Origin of the sequence: Halomonas sp. BC1, assembly GCF_002078135.1 — a bacterium.
Classification (GTDB): domain Bacteria; phylum Pseudomonadota; class Gammaproteobacteria; order Pseudomonadales; family Halomonadaceae; genus Vreelandella; species Vreelandella stevensii.
Map to the genome: position 1 here is coordinate 143,846 of NZ_LFGS01000015.1, position 15,464 is coordinate 159,309.

At 57.9% G+C, this 15,464-nt stretch carries 19 protein-coding genes; 14 read left to right on the plus strand and 5 right to left on the minus strand.

Translation table 11 applies throughout. The features are described from left to right. Positions 1-487: 487 nt before the first annotated feature. Positions 488-997 carry a RadC family protein gene (radC, locus tag B7L72_RS12020; protein WP_081194597.1) on the plus strand — a complete coding sequence of 170 codons (510 nt, stop codon included), beginning with the start codon at positions 488-490 and terminating at the stop codon, positions 995-997. 228 nt (positions 998-1,225) lie between these two features. Here radC and B7L72_RS12025 read toward each other — a convergent pair whose 3' ends face one another. Both B7L72_RS12025 and B7L72_RS12030 read right to left on the minus strand, forming a co-directional pair. After that, positions 1,226-2,095: an ImmA/IrrE family metallo-endopeptidase gene (locus B7L72_RS12025; RefSeq protein ID WP_081194599.1), complete on the minus strand. Its 870-nt coding sequence runs from the start codon at positions 2,093-2,095 to the stop codon at positions 1,226-1,228. 2 nt (positions 2,096-2,097) lie between these two features. Then, positions 2,098-2,490, minus strand: a complete 393-nt coding sequence (locus tag B7L72_RS12030) for a helix-turn-helix domain-containing protein (RefSeq protein ID WP_081194601.1) — start codon at positions 2,488-2,490, stop codon at positions 2,098-2,100. Positions 2,491-2,775: 285 nt separating this feature from the next. Between B7L72_RS12030 and B7L72_RS12035 the strand changes: the two genes are divergently transcribed. From B7L72_RS12035 to B7L72_RS12065, 6 genes are all read left to right on the plus strand, one after another. After that, positions 2,776-3,000 carry a DUF2188 domain-containing protein gene (locus tag B7L72_RS12035; RefSeq protein WP_081194602.1) on the plus strand — a complete coding sequence of 75 codons (225 nt, stop codon included), beginning with the start codon at positions 2,776-2,778 and terminating at the stop codon, positions 2,998-3,000. Between the two features lie 6 nt (positions 3,001-3,006). Continuing rightward, on the plus strand, positions 3,007-4,011 hold the full coding sequence (locus tag B7L72_RS12040) for a CBASS cGAMP-activated phospholipase (RefSeq protein WP_081194603.1): 1,005 nt from the start codon (positions 3,007-3,009) through the stop codon (positions 4,009-4,011). Further along, positions 4,005-5,147 carry a CBASS cGAMP synthase gene (locus tag B7L72_RS12045; RefSeq protein ID WP_081194604.1) on the plus strand — a complete coding sequence of 381 codons (1,143 nt, stop codon included), beginning with the start codon at positions 4,005-4,007 and terminating at the stop codon, positions 5,145-5,147. Before B7L72_RS12040 ends, B7L72_RS12045 begins: the two co-directional genes overlap by 7 nt. Then, positions 5,144-6,775, plus strand: coding sequence for a ThiF family adenylyltransferase (locus tag B7L72_RS12050; protein ID WP_081194606.1), 1,632 nt, complete (start codon positions 5,144-5,146; stop codon positions 6,773-6,775). Before B7L72_RS12045 ends, B7L72_RS12050 begins: the two co-directional genes overlap by 4 nt. Continuing rightward, the gene (locus B7L72_RS12055; RefSeq protein WP_081194608.1) at positions 6,763-7,239 is read left to right on the plus strand and encodes a Mov34/MPN/PAD-1 family protein; all 477 of its coding nucleotides are present in this window, start codon (positions 6,763-6,765) and stop codon (positions 7,237-7,239) included. The genes B7L72_RS12050 and B7L72_RS12055 overlap by 13 nt, the downstream gene beginning before the upstream one ends. Positions 7,240-7,946: 707 nt before the next feature. Next, positions 7,947-8,961, plus strand: a protein-coding gene (locus B7L72_RS12065) for an IS630 family transposase (RefSeq protein ID WP_139788504.1) whose coding sequence is annotated in 2 segments (ribosomal slippage) — positions 7,947-8,333 and positions 8,335-8,961 — 1,014 coding nt in all. Because the reading frame shifts where the segments join, the coding sequence is not laid out codon by codon here. Here the strand turns inward: B7L72_RS12065 and B7L72_RS18305 are convergent. The 3 genes from B7L72_RS18305 to B7L72_RS12075 are packed head-to-tail and all read right to left on the minus strand — an operon-like array spanning position 8,928 to position 10,071. After that, positions 8,928-9,314: a hypothetical protein gene (locus B7L72_RS18305; RefSeq protein ID WP_139788505.1), complete on the minus strand. Its 387-nt coding sequence runs from the start codon at positions 9,312-9,314 to the stop codon at positions 8,928-8,930. The genes B7L72_RS12065 and B7L72_RS18305 overlap by 34 nt on opposite strands. 3 nt (positions 9,315-9,317) lie before the next feature. Then, positions 9,318-9,809: a hypothetical protein gene (locus B7L72_RS12070; RefSeq protein ID WP_081194612.1), complete on the minus strand. Its 492-nt coding sequence runs from the start codon at positions 9,807-9,809 to the stop codon at positions 9,318-9,320. Then, complete coding sequence (locus B7L72_RS12075; protein ID WP_081194614.1) at positions 9,781-10,071, minus strand: helix-turn-helix domain-containing protein; 291 nt, start codon at positions 10,069-10,071, stop codon at positions 9,781-9,783. The genes B7L72_RS12070 and B7L72_RS12075 overlap by 29 nt, the downstream gene beginning before the upstream one ends. Before the next feature lie 285 nt (positions 10,072-10,356). Between B7L72_RS12075 and B7L72_RS12080 the strand changes: the two genes are divergently transcribed. From B7L72_RS12080 to B7L72_RS12110, 7 genes are all read left to right on the plus strand, one after another. Beyond that, positions 10,357-10,686 carry a DUF2958 domain-containing protein gene (locus B7L72_RS12080; RefSeq protein ID WP_081194616.1) on the plus strand — a complete coding sequence of 110 codons (330 nt, stop codon included), beginning with the start codon at positions 10,357-10,359 and terminating at the stop codon, positions 10,684-10,686. A gap of 322 nt (positions 10,687-11,008) precedes the next feature. After that, complete coding sequence (locus B7L72_RS12085; protein WP_008294918.1) at positions 11,009-11,806, plus strand: DUF2285 domain-containing protein; 798 nt, start codon at positions 11,009-11,011, stop codon at positions 11,804-11,806. Between the two features lie 83 nt (positions 11,807-11,889). Then, a complete protein-coding gene (locus B7L72_RS12090) occupies positions 11,890-12,174 on the plus strand; it encodes a helix-turn-helix transcriptional regulator (protein ID WP_023660033.1) in 285 nt (94 codons plus the stop codon). Between the two features lie 26 nt (positions 12,175-12,200). Then, entirely contained in the window at positions 12,201-13,046 is an 846-nt protein-coding gene (locus B7L72_RS12095) for a replication initiator protein A (protein WP_008294920.1), read from the plus strand. Between the two features lie 286 nt (positions 13,047-13,332). Beyond that, a complete protein-coding gene (gene parA, locus B7L72_RS12100; protein ID WP_081194618.1) occupies positions 13,333-13,971 on the plus strand; it encodes a ParA family partition ATPase in 639 nt (212 codons plus the stop codon). Beyond that, positions 13,968-14,750: a DUF2840 domain-containing protein gene (locus B7L72_RS12105; RefSeq protein WP_446718569.1), complete on the plus strand. Its 783-nt coding sequence runs from the start codon at positions 13,968-13,970 to the stop codon at positions 14,748-14,750. The genes parA and B7L72_RS12105 overlap by 4 nt, the downstream gene beginning before the upstream one ends. Continuing rightward, positions 14,747-15,334 carry a S26 family signal peptidase gene (locus tag B7L72_RS12110; protein ID WP_023660032.1) on the plus strand — a complete coding sequence of 196 codons (588 nt, stop codon included), beginning with the start codon at positions 14,747-14,749 and terminating at the stop codon, positions 15,332-15,334. The genes B7L72_RS12105 and B7L72_RS12110 overlap by 4 nt, the downstream gene beginning before the upstream one ends. The last annotated feature ends 130 nt before the right edge of the window (positions 15,335-15,464 follow it).

Genomic DNA, 15,464 nt, shown 5'->3' on the forward strand with positions numbered 1-15,464 from the left:
TGGAATGAACGCTTACCATTAGTGGCTCCATGTTTTTGAGTGGATGTAGTGAAGTATGGGGAGCCAGGAACAAAGACAACACGACAGTAGCCCGACAGCCGGCCGACAGAGATAACTATAAACGTCACACACGGTTCGTCCCAAAGGATATTCAAAGGACAAATCAGTGTACCCCGGCGTGCCGCCGTCGGGCTCGTGGGCTGCGCCCCGCGCTTCGTGTCGAATCGCGGCCATCCGGCTTTGATCCCTGAGTACCTTCGGCCCATGGGGCCTGCGCGCTCCGCTTGCCCAGAGTGAGTGTGTGCAATGGGCGGGGTGTGGGGCGGTCTTGCTGTTTCCCTTCACCGTACCACGGCGTGCTCGCCGTCAAGGGCTGCGCGTGCTCCGCGCGCTTGCGTCCTGCGGCCGTTGTCACCCCTGACGGCTTGCGCTGCGCCGTGCTGGCGCCGGTTCCGGGCAATTCCGCCCGAGCAACCGGAGTACGATCATGACTCAACTGTCCTTTTCCTCGTTCGATTCCTCTCTGCTGGTACGTGACGCGCAGGGGCACTACCTGCCGGCGTCCGTAGACCAAATTCTTGGCGCCGCTCGCCAGATCATCGACCAGAAACTACAGAGGGGGATGTCCTTCACTTCACCGGCACTTGTCAAGGAGTACCTGTGTGCCAAGCTGGCAGGCTTCGAGCACGAAGTCTTTGCGGTGCTGTTCCTCGATTCGCAGCATCGACTGATCGACTACACCGAGATGTTCCGGGGCACCATTGATGGTGCATCGGTGTATCCGCGCGAGGTCGTCAAGGAAGCCCTTCGGCTCAATGCGGCGGCGGTGATCTTTTCGCACAACCATCCCAGCGGAAATCCCGAGCCGAGCCGCGCCGATGAGGCCATCACCAAGCGGCTCAAGGAGGCTCTGGCGCTGGTGGATGTACGCTCGCTGGATCATGTTATTGTCGCCGGTAGCGACACTACGTCCTTTGCTGAACGTGGCCTGATCTGACCCAGGGGGCTTCGGCCCCCTTTTTTGCTTCGCCAGATTCTGCTACTTGGCTCCATGGCGTTCACGCTGCCGGAATCGTTTGATATATGCATCATCGACTAAATCGTTGGGACCAAGATCCAATGCACGGTTGCCTAGTGAGGCCAGTGTCAGGTCAGATAGCTTGAAGCCGATTGGGGGGGCCGCGCAAAAGATAGATGTAGTTACTGCGTGATTTTGGCAGTTTTGCTAGCGACGCTTGTTTCGCCCGGGCCATGGGAGTTCGCCTGTAAGTTCAGGCAAGCCACCGTCGTCATCGACTCGTACGCCGAAACGGCTTACCTCGATATCCGGTAAGTCTTCGTCGTCAAACCATAGCAACGAAATAGTGGTGTCGGTGCGTGCGTAGTGCCTTGAAAGCTCCCAGAGATCAAGGCCCTTTTCCCAGTTGTCGAACCAGACGTCCTGAGAGATTTCTCCAGTATCGGTTGTATTAGTCCCAGAGGATCTGACTCGATGAGCCACGGAGCCAGCCGGGATTACCGACCTGGGGGATATCCAGGCCCCGGCTTGCCTCAAAGACGTGGAGCGTGCGGCATACCGTACTGTGCCGCGCTCCATGGTGACGAAGGCACACGGCGCATCGCTTAGACTGGCGAATCTTGAGGCTGCGGCGGGGAACGAGGTGCCGAACATATCGGCCATGTGCTGGATAAGCTTCAAGGAAGGCTCTTCCTTGGGAACGACAGAAAGCCATTGCTGATACGGCATCAGCAGTTCAGCGGCAAATGTGTCGCAGGCGATCTCGTTGGGATGTCGTTTGGCATAAGACCAGGACGGAACTTCCTCGTGACTCGATTCTAGGTCGAGCACGATATGAGCTATTTCATGACAAATAGTGAAGCGCTGACGTTCCTCAGTCTCCAGGGAGTTCACCGTGATGATGTGCTTCCCGTTCGGCTTGGTAATGGTATAGCCAGACTCTCCTTTGCCAAGCTCATCTTTCTTGATCTTGGCGTTAGCTGCGGCCACATAGGGGGAAAGGTCTTCTCGGATGCTAGAAACATCGACTTTCGCAATGAACGCCCGTGCCTTCTGTCTGACATCCATTTCATCCATGGTCAATCGTCCTCGTCGTCGTCCTCAAGGGCCCTTTTGATCCGGGCAATCAATGTGGCGGGATCAGGCCTTGTGTTGCCGCGATGCCTGACGCCGGCCGCCATAGTAAATACGTCGATACCAATAGAGGGATCTTGTAGCACAAATTGGACGAGGCTCGGATCAGCGTCTGCATGGTCAACCAGCCAAGTTACGAGTGCAGCATCCCTTTCCGACGGTTTGAGAACGTTCAATAGCTTTTCAACCATCTCTGGGGAGGGATTGGTCTTTTCGCCCGTTTCGAGGCGGTAGACATACGCATGGTCCACTGACGATAGCTGCCCAATTTCACGCAGGGAAAGGGTTCTGCGTTCGCGTAGCGTCTTGATAGCGACGCCCAGGCCTGTTTGCGGCATGAGTTCTGATCCTTGCGGCTGCGGGGAGAAGGCCATAGCCCTCTGTTGCATCAACCCCACGTTCAGTCGAATTCAAAGGTGCATGTTGCGCGGGTGTTGCGTCGACGCACATGCTCTGATACATTGTTGTCTAGTCAGACAACGGGTGTAGGCTTTACGCCTTCTCTAGGCTGCATTGACTTGATCTTCCTGTTGTCTGTTCGAACAACGTATTGTGCTACAGCGGGCGGCCATTGACAACCCAGCTGGCTGAGGCTTCCAAAGCTCCATTGTAGGAGAACTATCGTGTCTGGAAAAAATCAACATGTTGTTCCTCATCAAGACGGTTGGGCCGTTAAAGGCGCTGGCAACCAGCGGGCGACCTCTGTGCATAGCACGCAGCAGCAAGCAATAGATGCAGGGCGGGATATTGCACGCAACCAGAAGTCCGAGCTCGTCATCCATCGTCCAGATGGCCGTATCCGTGACAAGGACAGTCACGGCAATGACTCCTTTCCCCCGAGAGGTTGAAACGCCATGACTGACATCATCCCTACGTACCATGTGCTCGCCCTGTCGGGTGGAGGTTATCGCGGTCTCTATACGGCTACGGTTCTTGCCGAACTTGAAGCCGTGCTGGGTCGCCCTATCGCTTCCCACTTTGATCTGATTTGTGGCACATCGGCAGGAGGGATGTTGGCTCTGGGGCTGGCAGCGGAAATTCCGGCCAGCGAACTCAAAGCACTGTTCGAAGATGAAGGCAGCCGCATCTTTGGCTGTCGTAGCCTTCCAAGGCGGCTTCTGGGATTCTGGCTGACTGCAAAGCATGACTCAGCGGGATTGCGAGATGTGCTGACCGAACGCTTCCAAGGAACCACGATAGGCGACCTGAAGCATCGTGTTCTTGTGCCGACAGTCAACTACTCGACAGGCCGCGGACAGTTCTTCAAGACGCCTCACCACCCTTCCTTTGAGCTAGATCACCGCATGAAGGTCGTCGATGTTGCGATGGCGACCGCCGCCGCGCCCGTTTACTTTCCGCTGGCGCGCAACGACCGCGGTGTCTTCGCGGATGGGGGGCTGGTAGGCAATGCCCCTGGCCTGTTCGGGTTGCACGAAGTCAAGACGTTCCTCACGCCGAAACAGGATGCGCTGATTCGGATTCTCTCCATCGGCACGATGACGATCGGTGCGACCGTCCGCGGCGGCGCCAGCCTTGACCGAGGATTCGGCAAGTGGCGCGGAGGACTCTTCGATCTGGTGATCTCCGCCCAGGAATCGTCTGTGGACTACATGCTACGGCAGTCGTTAGGGAGCAACTACTTCCAGATTGATGACAAGGCGACCCCCGACCAGAGCAAGGATGTGAAGGCGCTAGATCGGGTTTCCATTGGTGCCACGAATACGCTCAAGGATCGAGGCAGCCACGCAGCGCAGCGTGCGCTTGGCGACCCCCTTTTCCAACTCTTTCGAGCGCACCAGGCCGGCGCTCCCATCTTCTATCACGGCCCCAACAAGAATGTTCCGGAGGCCACATGCTGAACCTAAGTCCGCTCTTCTTTACCACTGTTGATGACGAATCCTGCATGCATGGTGAGCTGGATCTGACGCTTGAGCAACGCACCTGGATCGCCAGTGCGCGCACTGACGTCAGGGACTGCCTGCGCACAGGCATCCCTCGCGTGCTGAGGGAAAATGGATACACAGAGGGCGTGCCGCAGCCACGCTTCTTTACGCAAGGGTCATGGGCATACAAGACGCTGAATTCTCCGGCCCAACGCCCGCAGCAGGCGGATGTCGATGACGGGTGCTATCTGCCATTGAGTTTCGTCTCACAGACGAAACGCCCCAGCACAGCAACGACGGTGTTCTTTGCCGCTGCGGAAGAAGCCTTGAGGCCGCTGGTCGAGGAAAAGCGGTGGAAGCTTGTCACCGACAAGCCGACGTGCGTCCGCATCGTCATTTCAGCGTATGCGCACATTGATATTCCGCTGTACGCCATCCCCGATGAGGAATTTGTCACGCTCGCAAAGGCTTCGATGGAACGATATGGCTACGACTCGCTGACGGAAGCGGTGAACATGGCAGAGCGGGATGCTTGGACGGCGCTGCCCGCTGACAAGGTGCTTCTGGCTCATCGTGAATGCAACTGGATGTCCTCTGACCCCAGGCCTGTGAAGGAATGGTTCTTGGGCGAAGTGGAGGCAAAAGGGGAGCAGTTCCGCCGCGTGGTGCGTTACTTAAAGGCGTTCCGCGATTGGAGGTGGCCCAGCGGCGGGCCCGCTTCGATCCTGCTGATGGCAGCTGCGGCGCCGCTCTTTGAGAAGCGCGATCGGCGTGATGACCTCGCTTTGCTGGACGTTGTCGCGGCGCTGCCAGTCCGGCTGCGTGCGGGGGTGAATAATCCCGTGGATGACTCCGAATCGCTGACGGCACGGCTGGGCAAAGCAGGTGTTGAAGAAGCCGCCAAGGCGTTCGAAGAATTTGAGACGGTGCTTCGCGGGGCTACGGATGCCGGAAGCCCTTCACAGGCCTGCATCTGGATGCAGGGTGAATTCGGCCCCCGTTTTCCAAACGAGCCGAACCGGGTCAAGGTGGTGTCCGTTGCCGCCACTATTGCCGCAGCCCCAGCCACTGCCGGCCCGAGCGAGCTGGTCGGGCGAACGAAAGCAGGATGAGCGGCGCCGCAATGGTCGCAGACGTAATCGAGGCCTTCAAGCAGCAAGGCTTCGAGTTTGTGAGCAAGACGGATGACGGCTGGTTCAAGTTGCATGGGTCGTTGGTCCCGCCCGACGGGGGCACGGGTTGTCCGTGTGAGGTCCAGCTTGATCCCACGTTCTTCGACCTGCCTCGCATTCGGCTGCTCGAAGTTCCTCCTGAGTTGCCTGCAACGGTTCCTCATCTTGGCGCAGGTGGTGAGCTTTGTTATCTCGACAAGGGAACTGTCATCCTAGACATCTACGACCCTGTCGGGCAGTCACTGGCATGCCTGCAGCGAGCATCTGTCGTGTTTGGGAAAATCTCGAAGGGAGAAATGATCGAAGACCTCACTGAAGAGTTCTTTGCGTATTGGGGTGGTTGGCCTTGTCTTGTGGACATGCAGGGAGAAAATCTGGGGCAACAGCATTGTATAGTAGCGCAGGCCAATGAGACTTCTTTGTGGTTCATCACCGACAACGAAGATCGAACAATTGAGAAGCTGATGTCGCTTGGCTACCAAGTTACCGATAGAACGGTGCTGACGTATCGGGTAAAGACAGATGCTCAACCCCGTCCTCTGACCAGCCATTGGCCTCCAGAAACAGTTGGGGATGTCCTGGCCTGGCAAAGCACCCTTGACTCTAGCTGTCGGCGCAAGATTCACAAGCGCATCAAGGAGGGGAAAAGGAAGAAGGCTGGCGGTGTTCTGATCGTTATCGAGTCACCATTGATGACGTATGGTTTTGTGGTTCTCTATGACCGCCAACGTCCTGACCAGAAAAGCAAACTCACGGGCGGCAAGGATTCGAGCTATGGGTTGAAGGTGATGCCCGTCTCGGTGGTCAGAATTGACGATCGATATCTTGCCCAACGGAACATACCGAATTCAAAGACGCTTGCAGGGAAGAATATCGCCGTCATTGGATGCGGCACGATCGGCGGTTATCTGTCAGACATGCTGGTAAAGGCCGGGGCGGGGACATGCGGCGGCAAACTTACGTTGGTGGATTTCGACTGCCTTCTCCCGCAAAACATTGGGCGTCATCGCCTGGGGTTTCCGGATTTGCTGTCGAACAAAGCCGAGGCCATGGCGAAAGAACTCAAGCGTTTGGCCCCAGGTGCTGAGATTCGTGCTCTACCTGTGGATGTCAGACAAGCTCAATTGGGAGAGCTGGATCTGCTCATAGATGCCACCGGGGAGGAAGCCCTCGGGCATTGGCTGTGCGGCCACTATCCGTCTCCGACACCCATGCTTTCGGTCTGGATCGAGGGGCCGGGAACGGCTGTTCGTGCGCTCCTAAGGATGAACGCCTCCGGCGCGTGCTACCGATGTCTTTGGCATAGCAATGGAAGGGGTGAACTCCGTTCCACTCTTTATCCTCTTCCTACCGTCTTGGCGGGGCATGGATGTGAGGGCTTGTATGTGCCATTCCCCGCATCGGTGTCGGTCCATGCGGCAAGTCTTGGCGCTGAAATGGCACTGGACTGGGTCAACGGCGTCTATTCCCCCGCGTTGCGGTCTAGGTTGATCGATAGTTCCCAGCAGCTTGCCACCCCCGATTGCGATCCACTGCGGGATTGGGAGTGCCCCCTATGCAGTTCATGAGTTCTTGGCGAGCTGATGATAAGAGGGTACTGCTGCATTTTTCGGAGTCTACGCTCAATACATTCTGTCAGCATGTTCAGGCCTGTGATACCGACTGCGAAGCAGGCGGGATTCTGCTTGGTTCGGTTCATGGAACCCATATGCTAATTGAACAGGCAACGGCGCCCACGGCATGGGACAGACGGTTTCGCTACCTGTTCGAGCGAATGCCATTTGGCCACGAAGCCATCGCCTTGTCTCAATGGACTGCGAGTCAGGGAACTATCCGCTACTTAGGCGAATGGCACACCCATCCGCAAGACCACCCTCATCCTTCTGGTCTGGACAGATCGGAATGGAACCGCTTGTCAGCAAAGCGCCGGGACAAGCGGCCAATGCTTGCTGTCATCGTTGGGCGAAAGTCTCTATATGTTGAATTGGTGTCGAGTTCAGGATGCGGTTTGGCGTTTACTCCTGTGGAATAGCGCCCAATCAGGCTAGTGCTGTCCCGACGTGCCGCAGTCGGGCCTGTGGGCTGCACCCCCGTACCGCGTCACGGCCATCCTGCTTTGCTCTCTGACGCCTCCGGCCCATGAGGGCCTGGACGCTCCACTTGCTAAAGAGAACCTGTTTGTCAAACTGGCGTGCTTCGTGCACGAAGTCTTTGCGGTTCTATTTCTCGATTCGCAGCATCCATCGTCTGATCGACTGCACCTGGATGTTCGGAGGCATCGTTGACGGTGCGTCGGTGTATCCGCTCGAGGTCGTCAAGGAGGCGCGGCTGCTATATGATAATTAGTGCTTGGCAAGGCTTATAGTGGAGACTTCTCCTGGTAAAGTTTCTGTGCCGCCCCAAAAGTGTCTATGCCGTGGCACTCTCGTTGAACTAAGACGAGATCTGCAAATCCTTGCGTGGGAGAATTGGTTAGATAGTGTCCGAACAGCCGCTTGCCGCCCTCAATCAACTTTAGCTCTGCCGCGCCGGTAGTCAGTTTGCGCTCGTTGGGCTTCCTGATATAGAACTCATAAATGTATCGCAGGTGGATCGTATTATGTCGATCATCAACAGACAGAGACTCGATTAAAGTTTCACTGTCCTGGCGTTCCGTGTACGAGAGGAGGGAGTATCCTAAGTGCCTAACCGAAAGTTTTCGTGCATAATGTGTGTAGGATAACTGACACGGACGGAACCATGGCAAGGCGCTTCGTTGCACCTCTCACTGAGTCTGAGCAGCAGACGCTGTCCTCCGCCTATCACCATGGTGAGAAGCGCGCCCTACGTCGACGTGCGCATGCCATCTTGCTGAGCAATCAAGGTCATACCATCGCTCAGATCTGTGAGATATTGCGGGTCCGCCGCGATGCCGTATCTCGATGGCTCAAACAGTGGGAGGTAGCAGGGCTTGATGGGCTGATCGACAAGCCGCGCAGTGGCCGCACGCCGGCCTTGGATGACGACGACCACCATCGGCTGCAGGAACTTGTCGCCGAACAGCCCCACCAGCTCCGCTCCTTGGGTGCCCGCTTTCAGGAAGAGACCGGGAAAAACATCAGCATGGTGACGCTCCGCAGGGCGCTGAAAAAAAAATAGGCTCAGCTTCAAGCGTATTCGGCATTCACTGAAGGCACGGCGCGACGAAACGGATTTCCGCAACACTCAAGGCCTTCTCAAGGTGCTTCAGGAGCGGGAAGACCTGGGTGAGCACGAGCTCTATTACTTCGATGAGTCGGGCTTTTCGCAGTCGTCACCGGTTCCATACGCGTGGAGTCCCATTGGGCAGCCCTTTGAGATGACCGCCTACTCCCATAGCCGAAGGTTGAACGTACTGGGGTTCCTCAGCCGAGCCGGGAAGCTGGTCTACCATACCTCCACGGAGCCGGTGACTACCGAGACAGTCATCGAAGCATTTGATCAATTTGTGGCCCAGAAAGACCCCGATACCTTCGCCATCGTGGTGCTCGACAATGCCAGCATGCATCGCTCCAAGGCCTTCAGAAGTAAGATTATGGAGTGGATGTCGCATCGTGTGCATCTGGTCTACCTATCGGCTTACTCGCCGGAGCTTAACCTGATAGAGATTCTGTGGCGGCAGATGAAGTACGCATGGCTACCGTTGAGTGCCTATCTCTCATTTGACCACCTCAGCAAGGAGGTCTGTCGCCTATTCGACGGCTACGGGTCTGAACGCACGATAAATTTTGAATAGCCACTTAGGTATGTTTGTTTGATTACGAATGCAATGGGAATGGCTGTCGAGCCTCCGTCATTACTTGCACCATAATTGGTGCGAAGATGGCCGAACCAGACACCGTGGATGATAGGCCGGCCGGTCCAGCGTGCGAGCCACTTCGTTGTCCACGGACGCTGAAAGGCCCAGACAGAAACCGCAATAGCCCAGCTAACACCAGACCCAAGCCCTAGCGTTAGTGCTTGAATACCATTGTCCCCAAATCCGAAGTGACGCACTGATCCAACAAGACCACCAATAGCGATGGTCGTGATGGACACAAAAAGTAGTGCTTTCTTGAACTCTCCGGTAGACAAGGCGACGTTTGCCATCTCTTAATTCTCTTCGGCGATGTCGACGCCGCCATAAAATAAGTGGACTTGGCCACCCTGAGACACAAGGCCGACACATGTAATGCCGGGAAGAAGTGAGGCCAACATAGCGGCCATCAATCGAGCGCCTGTGCCATGAAAGCGTTGTGCAGCGTCGTGTGGAATAGGTGGGGAGATGAACTGCGATAAGTGAGTCATCTGCCATGAGTTCATATCGATGAAGTGAAAGCCATCATGGAAAGGGCCACACATTGTCGAGATCGAAGCCAGCGCAGATGCAATGTCGTGGTCACCGAGTTGGGTTACGCTCGGCTTCTCATTTCCGGTGGTCAGCTGCAAGTGGGGCAGCTTCCCCAGATCGCTGTAAAAGATTACGCCTGTACCAGAAAAATCCCTGCATCGATTGCTGGCGATCGATCTGAGCAGGATCATAGCTTGGTCAGTCCACTTGGTGGAGTGTGTGTAGTTACTCAGGACAATCTCCAGTAATCTCATTTAATTCCTGGCGCACCTGCGTCAGCAACTCTTCGGCCTGCTTCTCATTGTTACCACTGTAGGCCAACGTCAACAACGTAAGCGGATGCACCTCCATCACCTCGCACAATTCAGCCAACTTGCTGAGGGTCGGGCTTTTCAGGTCGCGCTCCAAGGTACTCATGTAGGTACGGCTCGATACGTCGGAAAACGCTTCTTGGCTCAAGCCACGCGCTTTCCTGACTGCTTTCAACGCCCTCGCCAATGAGTACTCTGCCGCCACCTATGGTTTCCTCTCAAAAACCAAGATGACAACCTATTGCACCCTATAGGGCTACAATCTATAGTGTTCATTTTGTATTGATTCCCAGTTCCGCGCTTTTACAGAAATCCGGTTTTGCGGATCTCGCCAAATTCGAGGAGTCGTATTTGTGCCTTTCCAGACCTACGCCAATGCGCCTTCACGCTTCTACGCTTCGGCTGATTCGTGGGGTTGCGCTTTTGAGTTTTCACGTACAAATGGTGAAGCGGTTTGGTGGTTCTGCTCCTTTGAGGAAGGCGTGCGGCCATGACTCTGCTCATCACCGACGCGGAGCGTGCGCAATTGATCACCAACGGCGACTCCCTGGACCCGATGCCAGTCGTGCGGCTGTTCACCCCGGACGCTCACGCTACCTGGCTGCTGGCCTCGCTCGATCCTGCTGACGGGGACACAGCCCATGGCCTGATCGACCTAGGGATCGGGATGCCTGAGTTGGGAACGGTGAAGTTGTCTGATCTGGCGTCCATCGTCGGGCCGCACCGGCAGCCCGTGATGCGCGATCACTACTTCCAGCCGGTGCGGCGGCTGTCGGAATACCTGCGGCTGGCTGAGGAGAACGGCTCGATCATCGACTGAACAATCAGAGACAACGCCAGCGCATTGTGTCTTTTTGGGTCTGGCCTCAGACCGGTTGGGTCTCAATGGCCGGCCTTGCATAGAAATGGTGCGCACCTGATCGAAACGGTCATGATGTCTGGTGCGGCTTTTGGCAGGCTGGCCGATGCGGCACGCCATTTTGGGGCAGGCCGCCGTCGCATTCGGACGAAACTTGCAATAGCTCGGAGCCAATCGGTCTTGACACTAACAGTTTATCGTTGGACCCATGACATTCTGATGATCGCTCCATAGCACGAGTATCCGCCGTGGCGACGTACCTCAAGCCGAGGGAGGTTGCGCCATGGCTGATCGCAGCTCTGAGTATTGGTATCCAGCGGCGGCCTATCTCTATGCTCTGCACTTAGATGGCCCCGCGCTGGCGTGGGAATACCTGCGCCGTCATCCTGACTATCGCCAAGACTGGCTACGCCGTCGGCGCCGGTCGGACGCGGCGCTGCGCTGGGGCTTACGCCTGCTGGAAAACCCGGCGGTGGATGCGCGCGAAGCGCATCCAGCTTGGTTTCCCGATCACGATGCAGTACTCCAACTCTATCCAGATGTCGACCCACCGCTCGATACGGAAGTCTTCACGCTTTGGCGCCTTCCGGGCCACAAGCACCTGATCCATGATGGGCGGCGATTGATACTGGTGGCCCGCTGGCCGGGTGCCTGTCTGCACTTCGCTTTGGCGCCCGACCTGGCCGATGGCATGGCTTACGCCTATGCCATTCGAGCATCCGGCACGTCCCGCGCACGCTGCCAGGTGTTGTCGGCCTCGCTGGGTAAGTTGGCAACCGTCACCGGCATCCCTCCTGTCGCGCTGACAGGACCTCGGCCATCTCTGGCGCCTCTGTTGGAACTACACACCTTGCAGGCACTCGACGCGACCTTGGCCGGCGCGTCATTGCGTGAAGTAGCCGAAGGGCTCTTCGGGGCCGATGCCGTCGCCGATGACTGGCATGCCGACAGCGCTTTGCGCGCCCGCGTGCGTCGACTGGTTCGCCGGGGTAATGCGCTGATGCGCGGCGGCTATCGCCGCTTGGTGCAACTTCCTCCGGTTGAGCAGGGACGCGCTGCGGTTACCGCAAAACGTCCCTGAACAAGAGTCCCATGTTTCTTGAGACTGCCTCCATCCGGTCACGCTGTGTGGCCGGTCGTTTTCAACCGATGGAGGTACATCCCATGCGACCCGCTCCTTTACGACCCGCCGCCGTTACTGCCGCTGCGCCCGCGCAGCCACAACGCTACCTAACCAACGACGAAGCCGCCGAATATCTACGTCTGTCGCCGCGTACGCTGGAAAAGCAGCGCGTGATCGGTGGCGGGCCGAAGTTCCGTAAGTTTGGCCGCCGTGTCATGTACGCTGTGGCCGATCTTGATGCGTGGGCCGATGCGCGCAGCTACGAGGCCACCTCCGACCCCGAATACGCCGAACGCCACGCGGGTGACTACCGTGATGGCCGCTGATCAACGGCTCGCCGGTGGCCGTCTCTATGTCCAGTCCATCGCTGCCACTCCGGCAGCAGCGAGAGCAGCTCGACCTGTTCCGCGCACTGCCAGCCGAGGATATGGCACCGCGCGACGCCCAGGACTTGATGGCCTATCCGTTCTTCTCGCTGGCAAAGTCGCGGCGCACAGCGCCGATCGACTTTCGCAGCGGCAAGATCACCATTCGTGTCGAGGGCACGCAGGAACACGGCATCGCCACTATCTGGGATGCCGATATTTTGATCTGGGCCGCCAGCCAGATTGTCGAAGCCCGCGATGCGGGCATCCAGCCGTCACGTCGAATGCAGGCCACGCCCTACGAGATCCTGCGCTTTATCGGGCGCGGTACGTCGCTGCGCGACTACCAGCGCCTCAAAGCCGCATTCGACCGGCTGCAATCGACCACGGTGGCCACCTCCATCCGCGAGACCACCGGGCGGCGCCTGCACCGGTTTTCCTGGATCAACGAGTGGAAAGAACTGGCCGATGCCAACGGCAAGCCGCTAGGCATCGAGCTGATCTTGCCGGACTGGTTCTATGCGGGCGTACTCGATGCTGCACTGGTATTGACCATCGACCCGACATACTTTCGGCTCACCGGCGGTATAGAGCGCTGGCTGTACCGACTGGTACGCAAGCATGGTGGTCGGCAGGCAAACGGTTGGCAGTTCGATGTTCCTTACCTGTATCGCAAGTCCGGCAGCTTGGCGCAGCCGCGCGATTTTGCCCGCGATCTGCGCGCCCTGGTAGCGAAGCAGTCACTGCCTGGTTACGAGCTGTCCATCGAACGCTGGCCCGGCGAACCGGAGATTCTCGCCTTCCGGCCCGTGCCGCAAACGGCACGGGGATAAGTCTGGGGATGGCAGCAGAACAAGCTGTGAACGGGCTCGTGCTATCGGACGCGCTAAGACTCGTGCTATCAGGCGCACCGGTATCGTGCTATCAGCCGCGAGAATTTAGTCTAACAAACTGGTTTATAAATACTTTTTCGGCCCTTAACTTTATATCTAACTTAAAAACTTATCTAACCAATAATAATAAACAGCTATTGAATCGGTGGATAACCGTCAACCAGCAACGACAAAAGCGTTTTTCAGGCTGTTCAAGGTATTACTTTCCTGTACGGAGGGCCGCGCCATGATCGTTGCTTTGCTCAATCAGAAAGGCGGCGTAGGCAAGACTACGCTCGCTACCCACATCGCCGGCGAACTAGCGCTGCGCGGTCAGAACGTCATTCTGCTGGATGCCGATCCGCAAGGATCATCACTGGACTGGACACAGCGCCGAAGCCAGCAAGGTTTGCCCAGGCTATTCAGTGCCGTGGGTCTCGCCCGTGAGACCTTGCATCAAGAAGCGCCAGAACTCGCCAGAAGGGCCGATCACGTCATTATCGATGGCCCGCCCAGGATTGCCGCCTTGGCGCGCTCCGCACTGCTGGCGGCCGAGCGGGTGCTGATCCCGGTGCAACCGAGCCCCTACGACCTATGGGCTTCTGCCGAGATGATGGCGCTGATCCGCGAGGCACAAATGTTCCGCCCGCAGCTCACTGCGGCCTTCATCATCAATCGGCGCGTCAGCACCACGGTGATCGGGCGTGAAGCACGACAGGCACTGGCCGAACAGCCGTTGCCCGTACTGCGCGCTGAAGTGCGCCAGCGTATCGTTTTCGCCGACAGCGTGGCCGCTGGCCGATTGGCACGCGAAACGGCGCCAGACAGCATCGCCGCATGTGAAATCACGGCGCTGGTGGATGAACTGCTGCGGTGGCCGTTATGAGCAAGGCGCACAGCAAACGCGTCGGCATCGGTGCGCGTCCTCCTGCCAATCCACAGGCGGAGGCATGGATTCGCCAAGGCGACGCCGACGCACTCAACAAGGGCGATCTCTACACCGCCCGATTGACCCTCGACATCACGCCTGCCATGCGGGCGCGCATCAAGGTCTCAGCCTTCACGCAGGGCGTGACCGTGGCCGAGTTGCCTGCGTGCCTTGCTGGAACGCGAGTTCCCGGAGAACCCATCATGAACACACAGTTTTCTGCCACCCCGGCTGCATCGCCACCGCCGCTCGCCACGCTCCCCGGTCAGGCCGACAGCGCACCGCTGACGCGCGTCTCGCTGGCCTATCTCGAATCCCGCTTCAAGCTTTACCTGCGCTTCGGTGAACCCGTACGCATCATTCGATTCGATCGCTGGCGGCGCGTGGCGGGGTTCCTGCCAAACGCCATATTCTGCCGCATCCGCTGGCAGGCTAATGACTACGGCACTGTGCGTTGGCAACTCATGGTGATGCAGTCTGGTCTGCCGCGAGATGCCATGCAGCGTATCCCTGGTGTGAAGCCCGGCGCGCGTCTTCTGCTGCACACGCAAGGCGACCACAGGGTGCGCACTATGCTGGAACGCATCGACGCTATCGAGGCACAAGATATTGCACCGGCAACGGTGCCGCCCGCGTATTGGCGTACGCTCGCCAATAGGCTTGCTGCGCGTTTACCGTTGCCCGAGTACACCGCCGAGCGGCATGCCGCCTGGCTGGCCGGGAGGGCGCTGCAATGACCGTCGTGTCTAATACTGGCCCCGCATTGCGTTCTCGCTCGCCCTTGAGCGTGCGCATCTTGCTGATAGTTCTTTCCGTCTGCGGTTTAGCTGCATTGGCCTGGGCGTCCTTCGTGCAGCCGTTGCCGCGCCTGATCTACAACCCGTCGGACAGCGTGCCCGTGGGTTGGTATCGCCTCGATCCGCTGCAACACTCGTCCGATTCGCTGTCACATCGGCTGGAAGTCGGCAGCATCGTCCTGACCACATTACCGCCAGAAACGGCTGAGCTCGCCGCGCGGCGTGGTTACCTGCCAGACCACATTCCATTGCTGAAACGTGTGGGTGCAGTCGCACCGCAACATGTATGCATTTCGGCCGATCAGATACGCATCGACGGTGTACTGGTGGCGACTTTGTTGCACACCGACCGGCTTGGCCGGGAGCTACAAGCCTGGCCGCACTGCCGGCAGCTTCAACCTGGCGAACTGTTCCTGTTGAGCGTGACCAACCCAGCGTCGTTTGACAGTCGCTATTTTGGTCCGGTCAGCGTGTCTGCCGTGATCGGTGTTGCGAGCCCTGCCTGGCTGGAGAAACGTCCATGATGGCCGCCGATTTACTGTGGTTCAGCGTGACATCGAAGCTCTTCCTTGATGGCGCGTCGCCGTGTTATCGCGCGTGCAGTGCGCGCGCATCCGTGCTGCCTTCCAACGTGCAGACGTCTTGCCTCGAACA

Bases quoted from the DNA above. Each gene is read 5' to 3' on its own strand.
- B7L72_RS12045 (WP_081194604.1), top strand. From the start codon at position 4,005: ATGCTGAACCTAAGTCCGCTCTTCTTTACCACTGTTGATGACGAATCC.
- B7L72_RS12070 (WP_081194612.1), bottom strand. From the start codon at position 9,809: ATGAGATTACTGGAGATTGTCCTGAGTAACTACACACACTCCACCAAG.
- B7L72_RS12080 (WP_081194616.1), top strand. From the start codon at position 10,357: ATGACTCTGCTCATCACCGACGCGGAGCGTGCGCAATTGATCACCAAC.
- B7L72_RS12110 (WP_023660032.1), top strand. From the start codon at position 14,747: ATGACCGTCGTGTCTAATACTGGCCCCGCATTGCGTTCTCGCTCGCCC.
- B7L72_RS18305 (WP_139788505.1), bottom strand. From the start codon at position 9,314: ATGGCAAACGTCGCCTTGTCTACCGGAGAGTTCAAGAAAGCACTACTT.
- B7L72_RS12095 (WP_008294920.1), top strand. From the start codon at position 12,201: ATGTCCAGTCCATCGCTGCCACTCCGGCAGCAGCGAGAGCAGCTCGAC.
- B7L72_RS12030 (WP_081194601.1), bottom strand. From the start codon at position 2,490: ATGCCGCAAACAGGCCTGGGCGTCGCTATCAAGACGCTACGCGAACGC.
- B7L72_RS12050 (WP_081194606.1), top strand. From the start codon at position 5,144: ATGAGCGGCGCCGCAATGGTCGCAGACGTAATCGAGGCCTTCAAGCAG.
- B7L72_RS12040 (WP_081194603.1), top strand. From the start codon at position 3,007: ATGACTGACATCATCCCTACGTACCATGTGCTCGCCCTGTCGGGTGGA.
- B7L72_RS12090 (WP_023660033.1), top strand. From the start codon at position 11,890: ATGCGACCCGCTCCTTTACGACCCGCCGCCGTTACTGCCGCTGCGCCC.
- parA (WP_081194618.1), top strand. From the start codon at position 13,333: ATGATCGTTGCTTTGCTCAATCAGAAAGGCGGCGTAGGCAAGACTACG.
- radC (WP_081194597.1), top strand. From the start codon at position 488: ATGACTCAACTGTCCTTTTCCTCGTTCGATTCCTCTCTGCTGGTACGT.
- B7L72_RS12055 (WP_081194608.1), top strand. From the start codon at position 6,763: ATGCAGTTCATGAGTTCTTGGCGAGCTGATGATAAGAGGGTACTGCTG.
- B7L72_RS12025 (WP_081194599.1), bottom strand. From the start codon at position 2,095: ATGGATGAAATGGATGTCAGACAGAAGGCACGGGCGTTCATTGCGAAA.
- B7L72_RS12085 (WP_008294918.1), top strand. From the start codon at position 11,009: ATGGCTGATCGCAGCTCTGAGTATTGGTATCCAGCGGCGGCCTATCTC.
- B7L72_RS12105 (WP_446718569.1), top strand. From the start codon at position 13,968: ATGAGCAAGGCGCACAGCAAACGCGTCGGCATCGGTGCGCGTCCTCCT.